The sequence below is a fragment of the Candidatus Nanosynbacter featherlites genome (genome assembly GCF_037013405.1).
GTDB classification, from domain to species: Bacteria; Patescibacteriota; Saccharimonadia; order Saccharimonadales; family Saccharimonadaceae; genus Nanosynbacter; species Nanosynbacter featherlites_B.
Map to the genome: position 1 here is coordinate 584,691 of NZ_CP146064.1, position 22,085 is coordinate 606,775.

20 protein-coding genes are annotated in these 22,085 nt (G+C 48.5%); 2 read left to right on the forward strand and 18 right to left on the reverse strand.

Going from position 1 to position 22,085, the window contains the following annotated elements:
• Positions 1-98 precede the first annotated feature (98 nt).
• Positions 99-773, forward strand: coding sequence for a DedA family protein (locus V4210_RS03160; protein WP_338520591.1), 675 nt, complete (start codon positions 99-101; stop codon positions 771-773).
• 24 nt (positions 774-797) lie between these two features.
• Here V4210_RS03160 and uvrA read toward each other — a convergent pair whose 3' ends face one another.
• Positions 798-3,614, reverse strand: a complete 2,817-nt coding sequence (gene uvrA, locus V4210_RS03165) for an excinuclease ABC subunit UvrA (protein WP_338520592.1) — start codon at positions 3,612-3,614, stop codon at positions 798-800.
• Between the two features lie 200 nt (positions 3,615-3,814).
• Between uvrA and V4210_RS03170 the strand changes: the two genes are divergently transcribed.
• Positions 3,815-4,120, forward strand: a complete 306-nt coding sequence (locus tag V4210_RS03170; protein ID WP_338520593.1) for a hypothetical protein — start codon at positions 3,815-3,817, stop codon at positions 4,118-4,120.
• Here the strand turns inward: V4210_RS03170 and sbcB are convergent.
• From sbcB to metG, 17 genes are all read right to left on the reverse strand, one after another.
• Positions 4,117-5,529: an exodeoxyribonuclease I gene (gene sbcB / locus V4210_RS03175; protein WP_338520594.1), complete on the reverse strand. Its 1,413-nt coding sequence runs from the start codon at positions 5,527-5,529 to the stop codon at positions 4,117-4,119. The two genes, V4210_RS03170 and sbcB, sit on opposite strands and share 4 nt — an antisense overlap.
• Before the next feature lie 5 nt (positions 5,530-5,534).
• A complete protein-coding gene (locus V4210_RS03180; protein WP_338520595.1) occupies positions 5,535-6,440 on the reverse strand; it encodes a hypothetical protein in 906 nt (301 codons plus the stop codon).
• A 60-nt stretch (positions 6,441-6,500) separates the two neighbouring features.
• Entirely contained in the window at positions 6,501-7,820 is a 1,320-nt protein-coding gene (obgE, locus tag V4210_RS03185; RefSeq protein WP_338520596.1) for a GTPase ObgE, read from the reverse strand.
• A gap of 63 nt (positions 7,821-7,883) precedes the next feature.
• Entirely contained in the window at positions 7,884-8,792 is a 909-nt protein-coding gene (locus V4210_RS03190) for a LysM peptidoglycan-binding domain-containing protein (protein ID WP_338520597.1), read from the reverse strand.
• Positions 8,793-9,258: 466 nt separating this feature from the next.
• Complete coding sequence (gene mltG, locus V4210_RS03195) at positions 9,259-10,323, reverse strand: endolytic transglycosylase MltG (RefSeq protein WP_338520598.1); 1,065 nt, start codon at positions 10,321-10,323, stop codon at positions 9,259-9,261.
• Entirely contained in the window at positions 10,310-10,720 is a 411-nt protein-coding gene (gene ruvX / locus V4210_RS03200; protein WP_338520599.1) for a Holliday junction resolvase RuvX, read from the reverse strand. The genes mltG and ruvX overlap by 14 nt, the downstream gene beginning before the upstream one ends.
• Complete coding sequence (locus tag V4210_RS03205; protein WP_338520600.1) at positions 10,710-12,335, reverse strand: hypothetical protein; 1,626 nt, start codon at positions 12,333-12,335, stop codon at positions 10,710-10,712. Before V4210_RS03205 ends, ruvX begins: the two co-directional genes overlap by 11 nt.
• Entirely contained in the window at positions 12,336-13,598 is a 1,263-nt protein-coding gene (locus V4210_RS03210; RefSeq protein WP_338520601.1) for a cell division FtsA domain-containing protein, read from the reverse strand.
• Between the two features lie 46 nt (positions 13,599-13,644).
• Positions 13,645-15,549 (reverse strand): alanine--tRNA ligase, encoded by a 1,905-nt coding sequence (locus V4210_RS03215; protein WP_338520602.1) that lies wholly within the window; start codon positions 15,547-15,549, stop codon positions 13,645-13,647.
• A 65-nt stretch (positions 15,550-15,614) separates the two neighbouring features.
• Positions 15,615-15,977, reverse strand: a complete 363-nt coding sequence (gene rpsP / locus V4210_RS03220) for a 30S ribosomal protein S16 (protein WP_338520603.1) — start codon at positions 15,975-15,977, stop codon at positions 15,615-15,617.
• 78 nt (positions 15,978-16,055) lie between these two features.
• Positions 16,056-17,108 carry a tRNA 2-thiouridine(34) synthase MnmA gene (gene mnmA, locus V4210_RS03225; protein ID WP_338520604.1) on the reverse strand — a complete coding sequence of 351 codons (1,053 nt, stop codon included), beginning with the start codon at positions 17,106-17,108 and terminating at the stop codon, positions 16,056-16,058.
• Positions 17,108-17,704, reverse strand: coding sequence for a YdcF family protein (locus V4210_RS03230; RefSeq protein WP_338520605.1), 597 nt, complete (start codon positions 17,702-17,704; stop codon positions 17,108-17,110). The genes mnmA and V4210_RS03230 overlap by 1 nt, the downstream gene beginning before the upstream one ends.
• A complete protein-coding gene (locus tag V4210_RS03235) occupies positions 17,701-18,858 on the reverse strand; it encodes a cysteine desulfurase family protein (RefSeq protein ID WP_338520606.1) in 1,158 nt (385 codons plus the stop codon). The genes V4210_RS03230 and V4210_RS03235 overlap by 4 nt, the downstream gene beginning before the upstream one ends.
• Positions 18,859-18,867: 9 nt before the next feature.
• Positions 18,868-19,311: a hypothetical protein gene (locus tag V4210_RS03240; protein ID WP_338520607.1), complete on the reverse strand. Its 444-nt coding sequence runs from the start codon at positions 19,309-19,311 to the stop codon at positions 18,868-18,870.
• A gap of 13 nt (positions 19,312-19,324) precedes the next feature.
• Positions 19,325-19,717, reverse strand: coding sequence for a hypothetical protein (locus V4210_RS03245; RefSeq protein WP_338520608.1), 393 nt, complete (start codon positions 19,715-19,717; stop codon positions 19,325-19,327).
• Between the two features lie 12 nt (positions 19,718-19,729).
• Positions 19,730-20,548 carry a TatD family hydrolase gene (locus V4210_RS03250; RefSeq protein WP_338520609.1) on the reverse strand — a complete coding sequence of 273 codons (819 nt, stop codon included), beginning with the start codon at positions 20,546-20,548 and terminating at the stop codon, positions 19,730-19,732.
• Positions 20,549-20,550: 2 nt separating this feature from the next.
• Positions 20,551-22,062, reverse strand: coding sequence for a methionine--tRNA ligase (gene metG / locus V4210_RS03255; protein ID WP_338520610.1), 1,512 nt, complete (start codon positions 22,060-22,062; stop codon positions 20,551-20,553).
• Positions 22,063-22,085 lie beyond the last annotated feature (23 nt).

Here is a 22,085-nt window from a genome sequence, read left to right on the forward strand (position 1 = left end):
CAGTTTTGTGTATTAAAACTACCTGCCACCAGTGTAGCATGAGCGATTTCATCATGTCAAATTGTCAACTACTGTTTTTTGTCCTATAATAAGTACCTATGATGCACGCTTTCGTAGACTTTATTATTCACTTTGGTATTATTGCCGTTTTATTTGTTATATTCGCCGAGTCAGGCCTATTGTTTGGGTTTATTTTCCCTGGCGATAGCCTGCTATTCACTGCTGGCTATATGGTACAACAACACATTTTGCCAATCGACATTTCGATATTCGTGCTTTTACTTATCATCGCGGCCATTGCCGGAGATTCAGTTGGTTACACCTTTGGCCACAAGGTGGGCCGAAAACTGTTTGAGCGGAAAAACTCACGCTTGTTCAAACGTAAATATCTCATTCAAGCTGAAAAATTTTATGAAAAACATGGCGCCATCACAGTCATCTTGGCACGATTTGTGCCCATTGTCCGCACGTTTGCCCCAATCGTAGCCGGCGCAAGCAAAATGCATTATCGAACCTTCTTGCTCTTCAACGTCATTGGTGGCATTTTATGGGCTTCGCTATTCACTTACCTGGGATTCTTTGCTGGCAAGGCACTGACTGAAGCTGGCATTAACGTTGAGGTCGCTGCCCTGATTATCATTTTCCTGTCAGTCCTGCCAATGATCATTCACGCGCTCAAGCAAGAATCCACCAAAGCAGCCCTCAAAAAACAGTTATCTGTCCTGTTTTCAAAAGACAAACAGCCAAAGTCGGCTGCTAAAAAGCGCAAGTAATTCATCTAAACTCGAGAGTCCATCTTACGTAAGCAATGGCTTGAGATATTTGCCCGTGAACGAATCTGCGTTTTTGGTAATGTCTTCTGGCGTTCCGCTGGTGACAACCGTCCCGCCGCCCATACCACCTTCTGGACCCATATCAATGATCCAGTCTGCTGATTTGATAACGTCCAAATTATGCTCAATTACAATCATGCTATTTCCGCCTTCGACAAGCTTATGCAAAATCCCCAACAATCGCTTAACGTCAGCCGAATGCAACCCAGTGGTTGGCTCATCCAAAATATACATGGTTTTACCCGTCGAGCGTTTTGACAGTTCAGTCGCCAATTTGATGCGCTGCGCTTCCCCGCCAGAGAAGGTGGTTGCTGGCTGACCCAAACGAATATAACCTAAGCCAACTTCCACCAACGTCTCAAGTTTTCGGTGAATAGATGGAATACTGTCAAAGAATTCGGCCGCTTGCTCTACTGTCATTTCCAATACATCAGAAATAGTGTGTCCTTTGTAGGTAATTTCCAATGCTTCACGGTTATACCGTTTACCTTTACACTCGTCACACATCACATACACGTCTGGCAAAAAGTGCATTTCAATTTTTATCACACCATCACCCTGACAATTTTCACAGCGACCACCCTTGACATTAAAACTAAATCGGCCTGCCTTGTAACCGCGAACGTTAGCTTCTGGCGTGGCAGCAAATAATTCACGAATTGGCGTAAAAATACCCGTGTAGGTGGCTGGGTTGGAACGCGGTGTGCGACCAATTGGCGACTGGTCAATCACAATCGCTTTATCTAACAGTTTAATGCCGTCAATGCGGTCGTGCTTGCCTGGCACCGCTTGAGACCGGTTGAGGCGAGCTGCCAGCTCCCTCGCCACAATGTCATTAACCAAGGTTGACTTACCACTACCAGACACACCAGACACCACCGTCATTAATCCCAAAGGAAACGCCACGTCAATATTTTTCAAATTATTTTCCTGAGCACCACGCACTATGAGCTGCTGATCTTGATTTGGCTTCCTGCGCTTTTTTGGTACTGCAATTTTCTCTGCACCACTCAAGTACCGACCGGTGATGCTGTCTGGATTTTTCGCTACTTCCTCAGGCGCTCCCATGGCGACGATTTGCCCACCCTTTGAGCCAGCCCCTGGCCCCATGTCGACCAAAAAGTCACTTTGACGAATGGTATCTTCATCATGCTCCACTACCAGCACCGTATTACCAAGATCACGCAAGCGCTTCAGAGTATCAATCAATCTATCATTATCTCGCTGGTGCAACCCAATGGATGGCTCGTCCAGAACATACAGCACCCCCTGCAAACCGGAACCAATTTGCGTAGCCAGCCGAATGCGCTGAGCTTCTCCACCGCTCAAGGTGTTAGCTGCTCGGCCCAGCTCCAGATAGTTCAAACCAACATTACTCATGAAGCCCAACCGCGCGTTGATCTCCTTTAATATCAGCCGCGCGATCGTCGTTTCCTGCTCTGTCAATTTGAGCTTGTGTGTAAATAAGTCCAACGCATCATCAACACCCAAGTCACAAACATCAACAATATTGAGCCCGTGAACTGTCACTGCCAAGACTACTGGCTTGAGCCGGGCGCCTTTACAAACATAGCATGCCCGCTCGCGCATAAATCGTTCAATATCTTTGCGCATAAATTCACTGTCAGTCTCACGGTGCCGGCGCTCTAAGTTCGGGATCACCCCTTCATAGGTTGTGTCATAATGCCGACCACTACCAAGCTCGATGTGATACTTTTGCGCCCCTGTCCCATACAAAATTGTCTGTTTAGCTTCATCAGACAGTTTCTTAACAGGCGTTCGCACACTAAAGCCATGCGCCTCGGCAACGGCCATGATTTTTTTCATATAGAAATTGTCGACATTGACGCGGTTGTACGGTCTGATGGCTCCTTCAGCGATAGTCAAATTGTCATTAAACACCAGCTCCGGATCAATCTCCATGCGACTACCCAAACCAGTACAGCTTGGACAAGCTCCCTGGGGTGCGTTAAAACTAAACAGTCGTGGTTCCAGCTCAGGAATATCCTCCTCAGGATGATCAACACAGGCATACCGCTGCGAAAACGTTCGTACCTGATCGTCATCGGCGTCCAAAACCTCCACAATTCCCTGACCTAATTCCAAGGCTTGCTCGACGCTTTGAGACAAGCGACCAGCCAATTCACTGTTCAATGCCAAGCGGTCAACTACCAGCTCAATTGAGTGCTTATAGCTCTTCTGTAGTTCTGGAAATTCGTCCAAGGCATACACCACGCCATCAACCCTAACACGAGCATAACCCAGCCGACGGTATTGCTCAGGGATGTGCGCAAATTCACCTTTTTTATTTTTGACGATTGGCGCCAGCAGTAAAATCCGGTGCCCGTCATACTGCTTGATGATTTCTTGGATGATGGCTTCGGTGGTGCGCCGCGACACTGCTTTGCCACAAATTGGACAGTGCGGCACACCGATGCGCGCAAACAACAGTCGCAAATAGTCGTAAATCTCAGTCACTGTCGCCACCGTCGAGCGTGGGTTACGGCTGGTTGATTTTTGGTCAATCGAAATAGCTGGACTCAAGCCATCGATGCTATCAACATCGGGTTTATCCATCGTTCCCAAAAACTGCCGAGCATACGAGTTCAAGCTCTCCATATAACGGCGCTGGCCCTCAGCATAAATCGTGTCAAACGCTAGACTTGATTTGCCTGAACCACTCAGGCCAGTAATGACCACGAACTTATCGCGCGGCAATTCCACGCTAACATTTTTCAGATTGTGCTCGCGAGCACCTTTAACTCGAATAACCTCCGGCATAGCCGCTCTATTATACCGGTTTTTTATCTTTTTTTCCAGACATTGCCTAAATATTGTATTATACATCACCACATATTGCTTATGATTGCAAGTCAAGCTTTTATCTGTTACAGTTACAATATATGCGAAGGTTGAGTGTTTACTTACTACTAATTATTGGTGCAGTTTTCATCACACCCATACTTTTCGACCAGCTTTGCATGTTCGTGTTTCTTGGCAAGCTTCCGTTTTTGAACGTTAATTTGTCAGCTAATTCCATGATTATTTTCTGGATCGCCCTTGTGCCAATCTGCCGCATTTTGCGAGCAGCCATTCCGGTATCATTTGACGATATCAAAGAACTCATCCAATACATTTCCCGAAAACACATAAACAACAGCGTGTTGTACCAGAGCCATGATCTAACCTTGCTATTTATCTATCTGACGCATGAAACCAAGAAAGCAAAAACGAGCGAGCCAGACACCCCTATGGGCGCCCAAAAGCTTGCTCCATCTTTAACCTAAACGATAGGCAGCACCGCTTCTACCCACAACTGTAGTTCCTGTAAAATGAACTGCTGTTCGTCGGTCGCTGTCGGCGCCAAACGCTGCAAGGCTGCCATAAATTGCGGTAGTTGCGTCTGCAGGCGCTGAGCCCGCCACGTTTCCCACTGCGCCAGGTCATCTTCGCTGAGTGAGCGCGGAAAGTTGCGGGCTTTGTAGTGGAGTAATAATGGCGTCAACCGCTCGTCCTGAAATTCTGGATGAAAATCAGCTAGCTCGCGCTCATCGGCATTGCGTACCGCTTCTACCCGCAGGCGGTCACGGTCGTTCAAAAAGCCATCATATAACTGTGCTTCTGGATCGGGCAGTTTTTTGAAGGCTGGCTTGTTTTCAAAAATAGTCCGTAATTTTTCGGCAAAGTCCGGATGATTCAGTAAGATGTGTTGATGCTGCTGAATAGTCTCTGTACTAAGCGAAATTTTCTGCCAGCCATCACCTTGTTCCAGCACACCCAGCGGCGCCACCGCCGGACAACGATTGTATTGTAATTCTTTGACCGGTAATTTGACGAAATACTCAGCTTGCCGCTCCTCCCACGAGGCAAATAGTTTTGCTGACAATTCCTCCACGCTCAGCCCAACAAACGGCGTTGGATCGTACCGCAGGTCATAGACAACCACGCCACCGTTTCGACTGGTTGTCAGTGGAAAAGCCACCGTGGTTTTAGCAAATTCTTTATCGTAACGCCCGCTGGCGTAAACAAACGGTTTTTTGTCGTCCACATTGACCAGCTGCTGGACTACTTTTTTGTCACGCATTTTTAGTAAATAGTCATACAGCTGCGGCTGTTTTTGCTTGATCAATTTCGTCACGGCAATCAGCGCCGTTACGTCCGCCAAGGCGTCATGGGCATTTTCGTGCGCAATACCGTTGGCGCTGGTGATCAATTCCAAGCGGTTACTTGGCTCACCTTTAGCATCAAGTGGCCACTTGATCCCCTCTGGCCTGAGTGCCCTGGTCAGTCGCACCACATCCAGCATATCCCAACGCGATCGACCTTCCTTCCAGCTCCATTCATACGGGTCATGAAAATTACGCCACAACAAATGGCGAATGAACTCATCGTCAAATCGAATATTATTAAAGCCAACCGCAATAGTATCCGGCGTGAAAATCTCCTCGCTGAGCATCCGCGTAAACTGCGCCTCGCTGTAGCCTTCCTCGACCGTTTTTTGCGGCGTGATGCCGGTTACCATCAGCGCATCAGGACTCGGCAGTGTATCATCATTCAGCGTCACCAGCAAATTGTACGGCTCGCCAATCGGCTCAAGGTTCATATCCGTCCGCTGCCCAGCAAACTGCATGATGCGGTCTTGCCGCGGATTCAGCCCGCTGGTTTCGAGGTCGTAGAAGAAGAATGTTTGCGCCATGATTATTAATCGTTGTTAATTGCCGCTATTGCTTCTCGAGCAAGAAACCGTTTAGAGCGCTCAGGGCCAGGTATGAGATCTTTTTCTCCGTGCGACAAATTGTACACATCCAGCTTCAATGCCTTTGCAGCATCCGAGCGCGTATCATCTCTCCATTCCCTAATGATAGGTGAACGAAGAGTCTCGTCCACTGATGCCTGAGGGTCAACCGACGCTTCTATAAGTACCTCTTCTGGCACATGAATCCTACCGTCTTCCCAGCGCAATTTCAGATGGTTTAATGCAATCAACTGTTCAACGTTCTCCCCAAAATAATCAGATACAGCAGGAGTGCGCAGCTCAGCACCCGCCAGGGCCAAATGTACATTGTACGCCCCGCCCAGTTTATGATAAATTTTCTTCAATTCTTCCGCGCTCAACGCAGGTTGTTCCTCTGGTCTCACATAGTCGGCCTTCGTTGCGTCAAGCCAGTCAGCATAATATCCAGCCGCCTTTTCAGAACCAAACTGTTTCTTTTTAAGGCCAGCCAATACATACTGTGTCAATTTGCCAACTGGCCCATCAAGCAGCGATTCAACATTTCCCTTACGAACTTCTACCGCTAGGCGCCCGACGTATTCTCTAGGCTGATTTTTCAAATAATGATCACCACTGAGCGGCTCCTCACCCCGCAACGCTCTGAGAATATCGTTCTGTGCGTCCTTAAAAGCCACATGCCTCCGGACGTTGGGACCAAAATGATGACGACGTACCGCAGGAGCAAACGTAAGCTCCAACGAGGTCAACCCGACAGCCCCAACCGCCCCTACGGTGGCCTCTCGATTTGATTTATATGCAATTTTGTTTTCCAGTCGCCCGATCTCCCAATAGCTCGGTACGGTCATCTGCCGCTCTGTGTTACTACTACCCATGATACCTCCCCGTCTGATTAGCGATTTATACCTAATTATACCACTATTGACGATGACAAGCTACTGCTCAACCAGCGTAAACGGCGTCGATTCGCCAATCTGCACTACGGTCTCACCGACTGCGCCCTGACGGATGAGTTCGTGAGCGATACCCATTTTTCGCATGATGTCGCGCAGGCGATTGACTGATTCAAATTGATCAAAGTTAGTGCGGCGAGCAAACTTTTCAATTTTAGCCCCGTGGATAATGAAGCTAACCGCATCTTCATCGTCTACATTACCAGGTTCCACGTCAACCACCCGCTCTACCGTCCAGGCATCAGATGCTGCTTGTGCATCCAAAGCAATGACTGGCAACTCATCGCCTTCTTCTTCAATCAACTCAGCTTCCCGCGCTCGATAGTCTGTGACCTCGCGACGTAGTAGGCGTAGTAGTTCGGTCACGCCGGCATGTGTCTGTGAGGAAATCGCTAGCACTGGCGAACCATTGGCTACGTTTTGTAGCGCCGTCGACTGCATAGCAATAATTTCATCATCCAATCCTTCACATTTCGTCAAAGCGATAATCTCTGGACGCGTCGCCAATTCTTCGGAATATTTTTCCAGCTCGCGGCGAATGGTCTGATATTTTTCCGCCGGGTCGTCACTATACGCGTCAATCATGTGCAGTAATACGGCCGTCCGCTCAACGTGGCGCAGGAACTGGTCGCCCAAGCCCTTGCCCTCCGAAGCGCCTTCAATCAGCCCCGGAATATCAGCGATCAAAATCGAACCGTCATCAACATCTGCCACGCCCAAATTTGGCGTCAAGGTCGTAAATTCATAATTGGCAATTTCTGGTCGGGCGTTGGAAACCACGCTCAAAAATGTCGACTTACCAGCGTTAGGGAAGCCAACCAAACCGACGTCGGCCAATAATTTCAACTCCAGCTCCGCTTCAAATTCTTCACCCGCCTCACCGAGTTCAGCAATCTTTGGCGCTTGGCGCGTGCTGGACGTAAAGTGCGCATTGCCAAAACCACCGTCACCACCGCGGGCAACGACTGCCTGCTGCTGGTCTACCGTCAAATCCGCCACCACCTTACCGTCACGCTTGACCAATGTACCCATCGGCACTTTGACAACCAGTGGCGAACCACTTCTGCCGCGCTTGTTACGCTTACTGCCATCACCGCCATGTTCTGCTTTCAGTTCCGGCTTATACCGAAAGTTGAGGAGTGTATTCAGGTCTTTGGTCGCTAAAAATACCACATCACCGCCGCGGCCGCCGTCACCGCCATCAGGACCACCCTTGTCAACATATTTCTCATGCCGAAAACTGACCGCGCCGTTACCGCCTTTGCCAGCTCGCACTAATACTTTCGCTGTATCTACAAACATATCTTTATTATAACAAAACGCCCCTGAATATACAGGAGCGTTTGTGATTATCTTAGCGATAGATTAATGAATATAATTATAAGCGCCTGGGTTGGTCAACTCACGATGAGTGATGACATTATAGCCAGCGAAGTTCATGTCACTCACAAACACCCGACCGTTCTCAACCCTGTCAACGATTCCAACGTGTCCGTAGTAGCCACCTGAGCTCTGGAAGATAGCACCCGGAGCTGGCGTCTTGTTGACCGTAAAACCAGCAGCACGTGCACTCGCAGCCCAAGTATTGGCGTTACCCCAGAAGCTACCGATTGGACGACCAAGTGCCAAGCGTCGCTCATATGAGTACCATGTACAGTTACCTGGTGCGTATCGGTTACCAACAGAAGCAGCGACGTTACCGTAACTTACGCCACTATAACCAGAATGACTATTACTGCTTCGTCCACCGCGCGGTGCGACATACCCTGGACGCTCATTTTCTGGCAGCTCACCACCAGGCAACACGATGCGCGTATTTACCGTTGGCTGTGCCACGCGATCTAGTGAGTTATACAATAAGACTCGCTCAGCATCAACCTTATACTTTGAAGCGATAGCTGCGATGGTATCACCTTCCTTAACAGTGTAAACCACACCATCAACTTGTGGTACCAACAGTGTCCTACCCGGTTCAACAGCGTCAGAGGTCATATTGTTTGCCCAACGCAGCGTTTGAGTTGAAATCTTGAACTTGGCAGCAATTTTAGCTAAATCATCACCCGGCTTAGTAACATATTCGGTAATACCACGCTGAGACGACGTTTCCGGTTGGATAAGCTGCGGCTTAGAGATAACCTCTGCGTCAGTTTGAGCTAACTGCTTCTGGATTTGCAAAGAAGTAGTTGCTTCGCGCAAGTCACCAGCAGATGGTAAATCAGTAGCCTCTGCTAAACTAGCGACAGCGTCAGCCACTTCCAATTGATCGACTGACATTTTTTCCTTACTTGTGGTTGTAGACTTTGGATTTGGGTTGGCAACCTGAGACTCTTGGGCGGAAACCTCCACTCCAGTAACCCCGGTCCCCTGATGATAATTATTAATAGTCAAAAATGAAACAATAAGTGCAAATAGGGCTACATAGATAGAAGCTGACCGTACTCGCGCTAGACGACTCTGTCGAGTCTTTGATGTGTTACGAATAATCGTTCTCCTGCATTGACGTTACCGCCAGTGCTACTACCATAATGAGTCTTTCTTCTCGCAATAGAACAGGATACGTTGTCGACCTAATAATTAGTGATATTTCATAAACGATTAGTTTTGTGCTGTATCCGTACGACCGTTTTGGTAGGCTCAACCTCAGACAGCCAAAACAAAGTTAACTGTTCATGGTTAAGCTGACATCTATTATAGTCTATATTGACATTTAAGTCAAAACATTTTTAGAAAATACATTTTGTCAAGATTGCTGACATTTTTGATGACAATGCGCCTTGGTATTAGCAGTGTGCTCGGCATCTGTTTTAGCAAAATAGGTTACATTATCATCGCCACTGAGGAAAAAGAGGTAATCTGTCTGTGCCGGGTCAGCAACCGCATTCAGTGCACTTAGCCCGGGAGTAGCTATCGGTCCCGGCGGCAACCCTTTGTGCACGCGAGTATTGTATGGGGAGTCAAGCTGCGTATCACGAGTGACACCCATCTTGTCAGCAGCATACTGATAGGTCACATCCGACCCTAAGTTCATGCCGGCTTTCATCCTGTTATAAAATACGCTAGCAATCTTTCGCTGATCTTCACAGACTTCAGTACCTACACCGCAGCCGATTGACTCTTTCTGAACGATAGAAGCGAGCGTTATACCCTGATACAGCGTCAATCCGCGTTTTTTGAACTTTTCTTCCAAATTATTTTTTCTGGCTACTTGATCAAACTCTGCTAATGCACGCTGAATTGCCGATTTGGCGGTTGCATCACCGCTCATAAAATACGTATCACCATAAACAAACCCTTCAAGATCAGCTCCTGCCGGGCGTGATTTGAAGACATAGCTATCGTAGTCAGCCTTAAAGGCGGATTCAATATCGGCATCGTTATATCCAGCTTTTTTGAGGGCGCTTTCGACTGAGCGATAATCTTTTCCGCGTAACGTACCGTCAGGGTAGAAGCGAACAGCCATCTCATCAGATTGACCGTCGATCAGATGTTTGATGATCTCAGGTGTTGACTGCGATGGCTTAACAGCATACACGCCGACGTTAAAACGAGCATCAATTCGCTTCAATTTGATATAGCCCAAAAATGCGTACCGACTGCGGATAAGTTTCTTTTCTTCCAGAGCAGATGCCACCTGAGGAGCTGTCATGCCGCTGGTGATATTGACCCGCGTTACTGTCTGGTCGCCTGTGTTTACTGCCGAAAGATTGTGTATATACCAACCAGCTCCAGCTGCAGCAGATAAACCGAGCACTGCCACCAAGCCAGCTACCACAATCATCCATTTTCTCGACTTACGAATCTGCATAGTGTACCTCCAAATAATCCTGCAAAATGATGCTGGCAGCCTCAGCGTCAATCTCACCTTTATCTTTAACGCGACCTAACCGACGTTCAGCTTCAACGCTACTGAGCGACTCATCTTGATAAACCAGCTCAGCATCAAGCTCAATCTCAGAAAAACCATCAACAAACTGCTCTACAAAAGCTGTCTGTTTGGTTGGTTCGCCCGACTGATTGCGCGGATAGCCAACGACAATGATGTCAATATCATGACGTAATACTGTTTCCGCCAACTTGGTAAAAATCTCATCATTATTCTCCAGCCAACCAAACGGCACAGCGATTCTGACTGAGGTATCAGCCATAGCCAAACCAATTCGTCGTTCACCGACGTCTAGTGCCAGCAAATTCTTACCGGCCATTATCCAATTTAAATTCTATACTAATATGTTTGTCATTATTTGGCACAGTGCGTACCCAAAACGGTGAGAATTTCGTATCAACATCTTGCACGCCTTCAATTGATTCAAGGCTAGACTGGACATCACCATAGTTCCGACCTTTTACCTGCTCCTTGACTTTGTGCTCATCAATCTCTGGGCCAATCTTTGCATTTGCTGTTAATCGAACTTGCACGGCATTGTTGCGCTCACTGTACTGCGCAAATTTTACCTCATTAGACCCATCATTATAGATCTTCTGGTTCTTCTTGCTACCAATCTCTTTCTTGAGCGTGTCCTCCAAGAACTGCTTCATATCAGAGCGATCAATACCCTGCATACTGGCTGTCACCGTTGTTTTCAACTGAACTGTACCACTGGCTTCATGGTCAACCGCCACTGAAGGCGTAGGGTTTGAGCGAGCCTCTTGGTAGCTTTCATTGATGACGATGCTTGAAGATGGGAATAGTGCTTTGACTGCTGATTGCAGTGAAGCGTCTTTTTGGGCGTCAAGCTTAACTTTAGCTTTGGCAACATCATCAGCCGACACCACAGTCACTTCCCGACTCGAGCCGCCACTCATTGCGGTGCCCGCCGCCGAAAAGCCGCTCACATTTGAAGAGTAGCTTCGTGACGATAGATTGTATTCACTACCAACCTGAGTTGCTTGCACCTTGACGGTTGCCACCGATTGGATGACACCGCCAGGACCAATTGAGGTGCCCGACAAGCTGGCTGGCTCTGTGCTGACAAACGTATAATCGCCCGACGAGAAGGACGTTCCAGCCGGAATTGTTAGCGTCAAGCTTGATACCGATGTTCGAACAAGGTGCATCGTACCACTTGCTTTTTCACCAACCTTTTTCTTGCCCGTAGGAGTAAAATCAACAGAGATTTCTTTCTTTTGTTCTTGACGCAATGACTTGATGGTATTGTTAGCAGCATCAACTTTGCCATCTTGCTTTAATGTGACTGATTTATCAACGGTAGAGGTGGTCGTTTTGGCTGTGATCACCACTGTAGCATGCGGCGCAAACCAAATCGCCCAAACCATGAACAGAACAAATAGAACGATGCCGCCGCCAATCAAGACTAATTTTTTGCGGAAAACATTAAAATCTGGGACTTTTGGCTTACCTTTGCCTGCTGGCTTAGCAGGTTTTGCTGGCTTTGTTGGCTTTTCATCCTCGGCTATAGCTGCATCGATAGCATCATCAGCCTTATTTCGTGCTTTTGGCGTCACCTTATCAGCCAATTCACCGACCGGTATCTCACTACCGTCAATCACATCATCGCCATCATCAATATCGATGGCTGGAATTTCCGCAATCTCTGGGCGAGACTGCAATGTCTTGGCCACTGGGATGCGGGCTGCGGCTGCCAAACCACTGAGCGCCTGGTCACTGGTAATCAACACGATTCGCTTCTCGGCATTCTCCGCCGCACGATTTAACAATCTCATATTGACCGCGCTCTGCAATATACCAACCCGTTTAGGAGGCACCAATGCAACGATACGCGCCTTTGAATCTTTTATCTTGCTGACGATGTTGGTGATATCGTCTTCAACATCGATATAGATAACGTCTTTGTTCATTTATATTTTAAGTAATCGATTAATTTTATCCATTAAGCCATTAGCATCTTGGCCACTTACCATTGTATCATATCCTACGCGCAGCAAGCCCATCGCTGTCACAAATGTGTGGTCAGTGATATCACCTGTTGTATCAGTAATGCCGACCACCTCAGACGGTTTGATGCGCTGAACTACTGGCTTCTTTGTGAATGGTAGCTCCTTATACCACGGCTCACTCCCCAAAGCGTCAACCAATTTTTCCAAACTGGCGCCTCCACCACACAGTAAAATCCTATTTGGCAAATGATCAACACTATCAAACTCGCTTAATGCCAACTCTACCCCGGACAGCCATACCTCAAGGGTCTTATCAATCGCACTATCAAGCCGTTTCTTGACCGACGGCTTGACGTACTCATGACCAAGATTGAGTTTTAATTTTTCAGCATCTTTATAACTGAGATCAAGCTCCGTGGCAATTGTTCTAGTGAAACTGCGACCACCGATGCCAAACATCCTGGTGCCTTCCACGCCACCGTCATTGACCACGGCAATGTCGGTCGTTCCACCACCAACGTCTGCTAAAATTGCAGTAAATGAACTATTGGCATCTGTCCCCAGCACGCTTCTACTGACCGCAAATGGCTCAGCCGCTACCGCTATCAGCTCTAGCGCCAACTCATCAGCCACCTTTTCCAGCGCACCGATGTGCACCATTGGCGCAAACGCCGTATAGATCTGCACTGCCACGTCTTTGCCCTGAAAACCGATTGGATTTGACACCTTATAGCCATCAATGTGCAAGCTCACCAGGGCCGAGTTGACCAATTTCACTTCGACGTCTTCATTGCCAGTTTCCAGCGCGATCTGTGCTTGAGCTTTGCCTTGTGCTCGCTCCTGAACTTTTTCGATGATAAATTCCATCTCGGCAACGTCCAACGCTCGTTCTGGCTGCGGACGACGATAGCGGATGGTGTTCGTCATACCTTTGACCAATTCTCCAGCGATGCCAATCACGACGCGTCGCGCTTGGACACCCGCCTTTTCCTCAGCTTCCGCCAAGGCTGCTTCACAGTTGGCAACTACGCCAGATATGTCGGCGATCGCTCCAGAGTGCATATCGCCCAGCTCTTGCTGCTTGCGACCAACACCAATCACTTCGATGACATCATTTCGCACTTCAGCGATCAAAGCCTTAACAGCTTCTGTACCAATATCTAGACTAACTAGTAGATCTCGTTCTTCTTTGTCGGTTTTTTTGAGCAAGTCTTTTAGTACCATACCCTAAATTATATACTGCTGATGCTTTTTGAGCAAACTTTATAGCCTATTTTAGTACGGCTTTTACGCGTCGCACACCGGCAGAGCTGGATTCTTCTTTGATTATCTTAAATCGTTTACCGTTTGGTGTGCCGTCATCATCCTGAGCCAATTGACCAGTGTGGTCTACGTGCGGACCACCGCAAATTTCGAAGCTGACTCGCTGGTCACCCTCGCCCATCTGATAAACCTTGACAGTATCGCCGTAGCGGTCACCAAAGGCACCAACTGCGCCCATGTTGAAAGCTTCCTCGGTTGGGTATTCAGTATAGCTAACAGGCAAGTCAGCGTCAATCCAAGTGTTAACTAGTCTCTCCACCTCGTCCAGCTGTTCACGCGTAACTTTGGCGTCATTGTTAAAGTCAAACCGCAGACGTTCAGCAGTGATATTACTGCCGCGTTGCATGACGTGGTCGCCCAATACTCGCCTTAGTGCTGCGTACATCAGATGATTCGCCGTATGCAGTCGACGGTGTGCCATAGTCTGACCTTCCAGCCCACCTTTAAATGTACCTTTGGCGGCAGTTTGAGAACGCTTACGCTGCTCCGCCATACAGGCATCAAATTCCGCCTTCCAATCTGCCGCGAGCTGAATATGATGACGCTTGGCAATCTCGACACTCAGTTCATATGGGAAGCCATACGTATCATGCATAGTGAAGATCTCTTGACCTGTCAATCCGTCAGCAATAAAGCTCAACAAATGCTTCGTACCCTTAAGTAACGTGCGGGCAAAGGCTTTTTCTTCCTTCATCAGTGTAATGATAATCTTATCGCGCTGTTCAGCCACCTCTGGGAAATCTTGAATATACAAATCAGCGATGACCGGCACAATTTCCTCGAAAAATGCATCCTGAATGCCCAATTCGTGCGCAAAACGAATCGCCCGGCGCAACAAACGGCGCATCACATAGCCCTGCTCCTTGTTACTTGGCACGCAACCATCAACCGCCAAAAACGTCGCCGCTCGCAAATGATCAGCGATCACCCGCATAGCCTCAGTATGCTCTTCGTACTGTTTGCCGCTCAGGTCTTGTAATTTTTCAATGATCGGCCACATCAAGCTAATTTTAAAGACATCTGGATCATCGATAGCCGCCGCCGCGATACGCTCCAGGCCCGAACCATGGTCGATATTTGGCTTATCTAACGGCTCAAATACGCCATCGGCCACCTTTTTGTAGGCCATAAAGACGTTATTGCCAATCTCCATAAAGCGTCCACAGTCACAGTTTGGATGGCAATGCTCGCCAAAACTTTTATCGTGCTCAACCGAGGTGAACTCATAAAACATCTCGCTATCCGGCCCGCATGGATCCCCAATTGGCGTAGTTTCCGGCCCGCCATTGCGACTCCACCAGTTTTTGCTGCCATCATAGTAAAAAATCCGCTCACCTGGTTTAATACCGCGTGCATAACCAGTTTCTTCTGAGCCGATATCAGCTTGACCGCTACTTAAACCTGCTTTTTCGTATAGTTCCGCCCAAATTTCCGCCGCCTCAGTGTCTTTCGGGATATTATAGCGCTCATCACCGATGTAACAGGTGACGTAAACGCGGTTCATGTCTAGTCCAACCTCTTCCGACAAGAATTGCCACATCCAATTGATCTGCTCTTTTTTGAAATAATCACCCAAACTCCAGTTACCGAGCATCTCAAAAAAGGTCGTATGGCGATTGTCGCCAATGTCATCGATATCTTGGGCGCGCAAACAAGTCTGGCTGTCAACGATACGGTTTCCCTCAGGATGCTTGGCCTCGCCCAACAGATAACTAATCATCGGCTGCATACCAGAGCCGGTAAATAGCGTAGTTGGGTCGTTGTGCAACACCAGCGGTGCTCGATTGACAACAGCATGACCATTGCTTTTATAAAAATCGAGGTATTTTTTACGGATATCTTGAGCTTTCATATCTGTTAATTATAGCACAACATAAAATCGCCCCAAAACGAGGCGATTTCAAATAGCTTATATGATTATTCAGCGGATTCTTCTACTGGCTCTTCAACTGGAGCTTCTTCTTTCGGCTGGTTTTTGCGTAATTTTTCCGGGTTACGGATGGCTTTGTGCTTGTCAGCAGTTGGTTCTTTAACCCACTTTGGCAATGTGACGCCAGCTTCTTTCAACAACTTAACAACACGTGGTGTTGGCTGAGCACCATTGTCCAAATATTTTTGTGCCAATTCAACCTGAATATTTGCTACTTTTGTGTGTGGATTGTAGCTACCAACATAGGCGACAACGCGACCGCTTGATGGGTGGCGCTGCGCTTCCTGTACAGCTAGGCGGTAGACTGGGTAGCCCTTGCGACCCAAACGTTGCAAACGAATTGCTAACATATACTTATCTTATTCCTTCTCTTACACTCTTAGGTTAATTCTTATTCTGTACCAGTGTACACTATTTTACTGCATGCGTCAATCTGTTTGGATAATCCCGCCGCCCAAACATTCCTTGCCGTCATATAGCACGGCTGATTGGCCTGGTGCGACGGCACGCTGCGGCTCAACCAGCTTCACTGCCACTTTCTCGCCAGCGTCGTTCATGTGCGCAACTTCCGCATCAATCAACGGCGCCCGGTGTCGCACCCGAACCTGATAGGCGCCGTCTTTTGGCGGCTGGCCAATCCAGTGAACGTCAGCCAGTGTCAACTCTTTACGCCAGAGATTTTCATTATCAATTGAGCGCGACACGTAAACTTCGTTCTTCGCCATATCCTTGCCAACAACATAATACGGCAAGCCGCCACCAATATTTAGACCATGCCGCTGCCCCAAAGTGTAAAATATCGCCCCATCGTGCCGACCAACAACCACACCTGTTTGCTGATCGATGATATCGCCCGGACTCGTCTCGACATATTCTGACAAAAACTCGCGAATCCCCACTTGCCCGACGAAGCAAATCCCCATCGATTCCTTTTTACTAGCCGTCCACAAGCCCCGCTCTTTGGCCATCTCGCGCACCTCAGCCTTGGTAAAATCACCCAGCGGGAACATGGTCTTTGCGAGTGCCTCCGACGTCACCCGGTAGAGGAAATAGGTTTGGTCTTTATTGTCATCACGAGCTTGCAGCAAGCGCCCCTCGTTCGTCCTAGCATAATGCCCCGTCGCAATATACTCCGCACCCGCTGCCAACGCCGCCTCCAAAAACAACTTAAACTTCACCTCTTGATTGCACATCACATCAGGATTTGGCGTGCGACCCGCTTGATATTCGCGAATCATATAGTCAACGACATTTTGCTTGTACTCTTTTTGAAAATCGAACACCTGAAAATCGATCCCCAGCCCCACCGCCACGCGCTTGGCATCAGCCACATCTTCTGCCCACGGACAATGCATGCCTGGCAGATCTTCCGACCAGTTTTTCATATACACGCCAGTCACCTCGTGGCCTTGCTCAACCAATAGCGCTGCCGCTACCGACGAATCAACGCCGCCCGACATACCGACGAACACCCGAGCCATCAGCGTGTTCCTCCAATGGTAAACAAGCCAATTTTGATCAATTCACCAACTGCCAACCACCAACCCCACGGCGTCAGCCACCACAAATCACCCCAATGTTTATCACGACTGACTGGGTGTGACAGTACTTCCACCCCAGGCACCTGCGCCGCAAACTCAGACCGAGCTCGTTGCATATGATAACCACTAGTCACCAAAATGATACGCTTCATTTTGCGAGCAGTGATGACTGATTTTACTTCAACTGCATTTTGTTTTGTCGTCTCAGAATGATCTTCGATGATGATATTTTTATCTGGCACACCCTGCGACAATGCACGACGTTTCATAGCCTCAGCATTGGACAAGCCCGTCTTATCAGCTGCCGCACCCGACATGATGAGTAGCGACGACCATTTCTGCTTATACAAACGAATTGCTTCGTCAGTCCGCGCATCAGTGTCTCCACCGGAAACCGCTACGATGGCATCAGCCGTGGCGCACTCACCAGAGCCAGGGCTAGGACACTTTGCCAAATCGTCTGGCGCTAGATACATTGTCAAGCCAATGATAATCACCACCACAACAACAGCCAGTCCAATCAATCGATGAATCATTTCATCCTCTCCTGCTCTTTTCGCACTGATTGGATGATCAGTTCAGCCGCTCGGATAACCGCTGCTTCATCATTCGACCTTCCGAGGGTGATGCGTAAACTGCCATCAATATCTGAGTCACTCAGACCGATAGCCGATAGCACATGCGAACGCATGCCAGAGTTAGCAGCACATGCACTACCTGTCGCTACCATCACGCCATGCATTTCCAACAAAAACACCAATCGTTCAGCATCCAAGCCCGGAAAAGAAATATTCAAAAAATTCGCCAACGACTTTTTGCGATCAGACGAAATGATCATTTCCGGTAGTTCAGCCTTGAGTCTCTGAATCATACCATCACGTAATCCCTGTAGCCGCTTGACTTCAGCTTTGCGCCGTTTGGCAGCCAGCTCCAAAGCCTCAGCAAAACCAACCACCCCAGCAACATTTTCCGTGCCACTGCGAAGACCCAGCTCCTGTCCACCCCCGACAATGGTTGGTGCAATATGTACACCCGGACGCACCCACAGCAGGCCGACTTGTTTTGGTCCGTAAACTTTTGCCGCACTGAGCGTCAGCAAATCAACGCCCAATCGTTTCACTTTTACGTCCAACAACGCTGCCGCCTGAGATGCATCAGTATGGAAGTATAGCGGTGTCTCCTCGCCAGCAGACCGACGCCGCTCCCGCTCTGTTTGAATGACGCGAGCAATCTCTTCAATTGGTTGCACATAGCCCAGCTCATGGTTTGCCAGAGCGATTGATACAAAACCAACGTCTGGAGTGAGAACCTGTTTCACTGCTTCTGGAGTAATTCTTCCTTTACGATCCGGCCGAATCAGCACTGGTTCTCGGTGGCGGCCAGCAGCCGACAAAACTGATGCATGTTCGATGATCGCAACTGCGCACGTTGTCTGCTGCGCTGCCTGAAACGCCAAATTAACCGACTCCGTGGCGCCAGCTGTCATCACCAATTCATCCGCAACAACACCCAGAGCTTGGGCAATGCGCACTTTGGCGGCTTGATAGTCACGCTTCACTGCAACACCAGCAGCATACGGGCTGGATGGATTGAAAAATTTCTCAGAAAAATAGGGCTGCATCACCTCAACCACCAACGGGTCCATCGGCGTTGCCGCCGCATGATCAAGATATATCAAATTATCATTCACTGTTATCTATTATACCATCTGTAAAGGTTTGCCGGTGTCTGGATCTTGTTTATACAATTTGCGCGAAACACGCTCATAATACTCTTTCACCGCCAAGACAAAGTTGTGTAATTCCTCGCCTTCCAGGTAGCTGTACTGATAGTTTGGCTGAACCTTCAACACGCCCTTTTCCTGGATCTCATATTTGGTTGTCAATTCTTTCACTTTGCCGTCAGCATCAACCACTTCTTCGTACCAAATCCACGTTTTCTCATCCAAGTTGAAAAATTCTCGGCGCTGCACATGCTCGGGCTTGTCACCAAAAATCGTTGCACCGATTTGACTCTCCATCTGGATCAATTGCCGCTCGGTCAGCGGTTTAGCCGGTCGGTCTTTGCGGCGAACTCGCATCAATGGCTTGACTGATTCGTCTGCAAAAACGAGGCTTGCAGCTTTTTTAAGAATCTTACTCATATACCAGACCTCCTTATGCCGCTAATTCAAAATCGGGCTTAGTTATAGCATCACTCTGTCGCATTTCAGCCAGGCGCTTACCGATATCGCTTGAATATCGCACTGCTTCGACGGGGTCTTTGGGATGTTTAGGAAATTCAATCAATAATACACGTGGAGCTTCCGTCGATTTGGCTAAGCTTGATGCTTCACTTTCACCGGTACTGCCACGTATGGCAGCACTTGATAGTGAACGAGTGTCGGCATTTTGATGCGTAGCAAGCTCGTCAGCAGTTTGATGCGTAGCAAGCTTGTCAGCACGACCGACAGGAGTAGTCTCAAAATTCAGCGTCTTTGCCTCTTTTGAGATAGCTTCCAACGCCGCATTAACTTCTTTGTCGTACGTACCCGTATTGTTTTCTCGCATATTTCTCCACTATTACAAGCCAAAAAGTGTTACCGTGTTATCGGTCGCTACTTTTTCAAAGTCGTGAAGCGCTAGCTTGCGCTCCGCCGCCCAATACTTCGCCACCAACTCCACATATTCTGGCTTATTCATCTTACCACGAAATGGCTTTGGTGTCAAGAACGGTGCATCAGTTTCTAATAACAATCGCTCCAGTGGGATGGAGGCGAATAATTCTCGCTGTGTTTGGTCTTTAGTAAACGTGCTAATGCCGTTCAAACCAACGTATAATCCGCGAGCAAATCCCTTCTCTAAATTGGCGCGGGTATCGGTAAAACTATGTAGTACACCGCGCAGACCACGAAAATTATCAAAAATCGGCCAAAAATCATCCCACACCGACGGCTGGTCGGGCGCGCCATCGCGAATATGAAAACTAACCGGCAGATCATAATCCACCGCCAGCTGCAGCTGCGCCTCCAGTGCCTGAATTTGCACCTCGCGCGGGCTGTGATTGTAATAATAATCAAGGCCAATCTCACCAATCGCCACAATCGGCGAATTCTCCGTCCTATTTTTTAGCAGCCGCTCTATCTCGCCCCAACCGTCCTTGCTGTCGTGCGGATGAACGCCAACCGCCGCCCACACACAGTCGTGGTTTGCGGCAAACTCTACTGCCTGTCGACTACTGCGTTCATCGGTGCCAATACAGATCATGCCGATGCCCGCTGCGATTGACTGCTGGTATAATCCCTCACGACTATCCGTGAAGAACTCAGTGTCGTGCACATGGCAATGCGAATCGATCAAACGCAAATCTGTCGCCGTGTGATGCTCCGCTGCTAAATTCATGGTTATTTTCCCTGGGTTTCTGCTCTTGGCGCCCGTGGATCAGCTGTGTGCAAATATTTACGCGGGAACAGTGGCGTTAATTGTGACGGGACAACACCGCTAGCGAACATCTCGTGAATTTTCTCGGCAGTCTGCGGCATAAATGGTCGTAGCATATCAGACACTTGCAGCAACGTACCACAAGCATACGCCAAAATCTCGCCCAAATGTGCTTCCGCTTCTGGGTCCTTAGTGCGCTTTTTGGCAACCTGCCACGGCTGGACACGCTCAATGTACTGATTTAGCGCACGGATAATTTGCCAAATTTCATCCATGGCTTGGTTGAAAGCAAAGCTCTCCATGAAATGGCGGTATGGACCCATGTCGTGTTCGGCCTGCGGCGCGTCACCGATGACGCCGGCTTGGTACGACTGCACCATCTTTGCTACTCGCTGCACCAAATTACCGAGATCATTACCCAGCTCGCCGTTATAGGCCGCTTCAAATTTCTCCCAAGTAAAATCACCGTCGTCCTGAGTTGGTACGTGACGCAGGAAATAATAGCGAAAGGCCTCGACACCGTAGTGCGGGATGATATCAGCTGGACCGACACCATTACCGAGGCTCTTACTCATCTTGGCGCCGCCAACGTTGATGAACCCGTGTACCAACAGTACTTTCGGCAGCGGCAAATCCAGCGCCATCAACATCGCCGGCCAAATCCCAGCGTGGAAGCGAAGGATATCCTTGCCAATCACCTGCACATTTGCTGGCCAAAACGCCTGCCATTCCTCTGAACGGTCAGGATAGCCGATGACCGTTATGTAATTACTCAGCGCATCCAGCCAGACATACATCACCTGCGTGTCATCGCCTGGCACTGGCACACCCCAGCTCAAATTCTTTCGTGGGCGCGAAATTGACACGTCTTTCAGGCCATCTTTCATCAATTCCAAAAACTCTTTTTTACGAAATTCAGGCACAATTTTCATCTTGTTTGATTCAATGGCCTGGCGAATATTCTCCGAAAAGGCACTGGTTTTGAAATAATAGTTTTCCTCGCTCAACCGCTGGTACGGTGACTGGTGGTCGGGACAAATGCCGTTATTTTCAGCCGCTTCTTTGTCAGTGACGAACGCCTCGCAACCTTGGCAGTACCAGCCCTCATACGTGCTTTTGTAGATATAGCCAGCCGCAGCCAGCTTCTGCCAAATATACTGTACCGCGCCAACGTGATGCGGGTCAGTCGTACGGATAAAATCCGTCGCCGAAATATTCAACTCAGCGATCATGTTCTGGAAATTGCCATGCATTTGATCAACATAGGCTTGCGGCGTCTGGTTTTGACTGGCAGCCTTGGCAGCAATCTTATTGCCGTGTTCATCCACGCCTGTCTGAAAACGCACCTCGCGGCCATTCTGCCGCTGATACCGCGTCCATACATCCGCTAGCATATAGTCCATGGCGTGCCCAATGTGCGGCAAACCGTTGACATAAGGAATAGCGGTAGTGATGTAGGCATGTTGTTTAGTCATGCTACTCATTGTATCATTATCTG

Excerpts from the sequence above, each read along its gene's own strand:
- V4210_RS03160 (WP_338520591.1), top strand. The coding sequence starts at position 99 with ATGATGCACGCTTTCGTAGACTTTATTATTCACTTTGGTATTATTGCC.
- uvrA (WP_338520592.1), bottom strand. The coding sequence starts at position 3,614 with ATGCCGGAGGTTATTCGAGTTAAAGGTGCTCGCGAGCACAATCTGAAA.
- V4210_RS03170 (WP_338520593.1), top strand. The coding sequence starts at position 3,815 with ATGTTCGTGTTTCTTGGCAAGCTTCCGTTTTTGAACGTTAATTTGTCA.
- sbcB (WP_338520594.1), bottom strand. The coding sequence starts at position 5,529 with ATGGCGCAAACATTCTTCTTCTACGACCTCGAAACCAGCGGGCTGAAT.
- V4210_RS03180 (WP_338520595.1), bottom strand. The coding sequence starts at position 6,440 with ATGGGTAGTAGTAACACAGAGCGGCAGATGACCGTACCGAGCTATTGG.
- obgE (WP_338520596.1), bottom strand. The coding sequence starts at position 7,820 with ATGTTTGTAGATACAGCGAAAGTATTAGTGCGAGCTGGCAAAGGCGGT.
- V4210_RS03190 (WP_338520597.1), bottom strand. The coding sequence starts at position 8,792 with ATGTCAGTCGATCAATTGGAAGTGGCTGACGCTGTCGCTAGTTTAGCA.
- mltG (WP_338520598.1), bottom strand. The coding sequence starts at position 10,323 with ATGCAGATTCGTAAGTCGAGAAAATGGATGATTGTGGTAGCTGGCTTG.
- ruvX (WP_338520599.1), bottom strand. The coding sequence starts at position 10,720 with ATGGCCGGTAAGAATTTGCTGGCACTAGACGTCGGTGAACGACGAATT.
- V4210_RS03205 (WP_338520600.1), bottom strand. The coding sequence starts at position 12,335 with ATGAACAAAGACGTTATCTATATCGATGTTGAAGACGATATCACCAAC.
- V4210_RS03210 (WP_338520601.1), bottom strand. The coding sequence starts at position 13,598 with ATGGTACTAAAAGACTTGCTCAAAAAAACCGACAAAGAAGAACGAGAT.
- V4210_RS03215 (WP_338520602.1), bottom strand. The coding sequence starts at position 15,549 with ATGAAAGCTCAAGATATCCGTAAAAAATACCTCGATTTTTATAAAAGC.
- rpsP (WP_338520603.1), bottom strand. The coding sequence starts at position 15,977 with ATGTTAGCAATTCGTTTGCAACGTTTGGGTCGCAAGGGCTACCCAGTC.
- mnmA (WP_338520604.1), bottom strand. The coding sequence starts at position 17,108 with ATGGCTCGGGTGTTCGTCGGTATGTCGGGCGGCGTTGATTCGTCGGTA.
- V4210_RS03230 (WP_338520605.1), bottom strand. The coding sequence starts at position 17,704 with ATGATTCATCGATTGATTGGACTGGCTGTTGTTGTGGTGGTGATTATC.
- V4210_RS03240 (WP_338520607.1), bottom strand. The coding sequence starts at position 19,311 with ATGAGTAAGATTCTTAAAAAAGCTGCAAGCCTCGTTTTTGCAGACGAA.
- V4210_RS03245 (WP_338520608.1), bottom strand. The coding sequence starts at position 19,717 with ATGCGAGAAAACAATACGGGTACGTACGACAAAGAAGTTAATGCGGCG.
- V4210_RS03250 (WP_338520609.1), bottom strand. The coding sequence starts at position 20,548 with ATGAATTTAGCAGCGGAGCATCACACGGCGACAGATTTGCGTTTGATC.
- metG (WP_338520610.1), bottom strand. The coding sequence starts at position 22,062 with ATGACTAAACAACATGCCTACATCACTACCGCTATTCCTTATGTCAAC.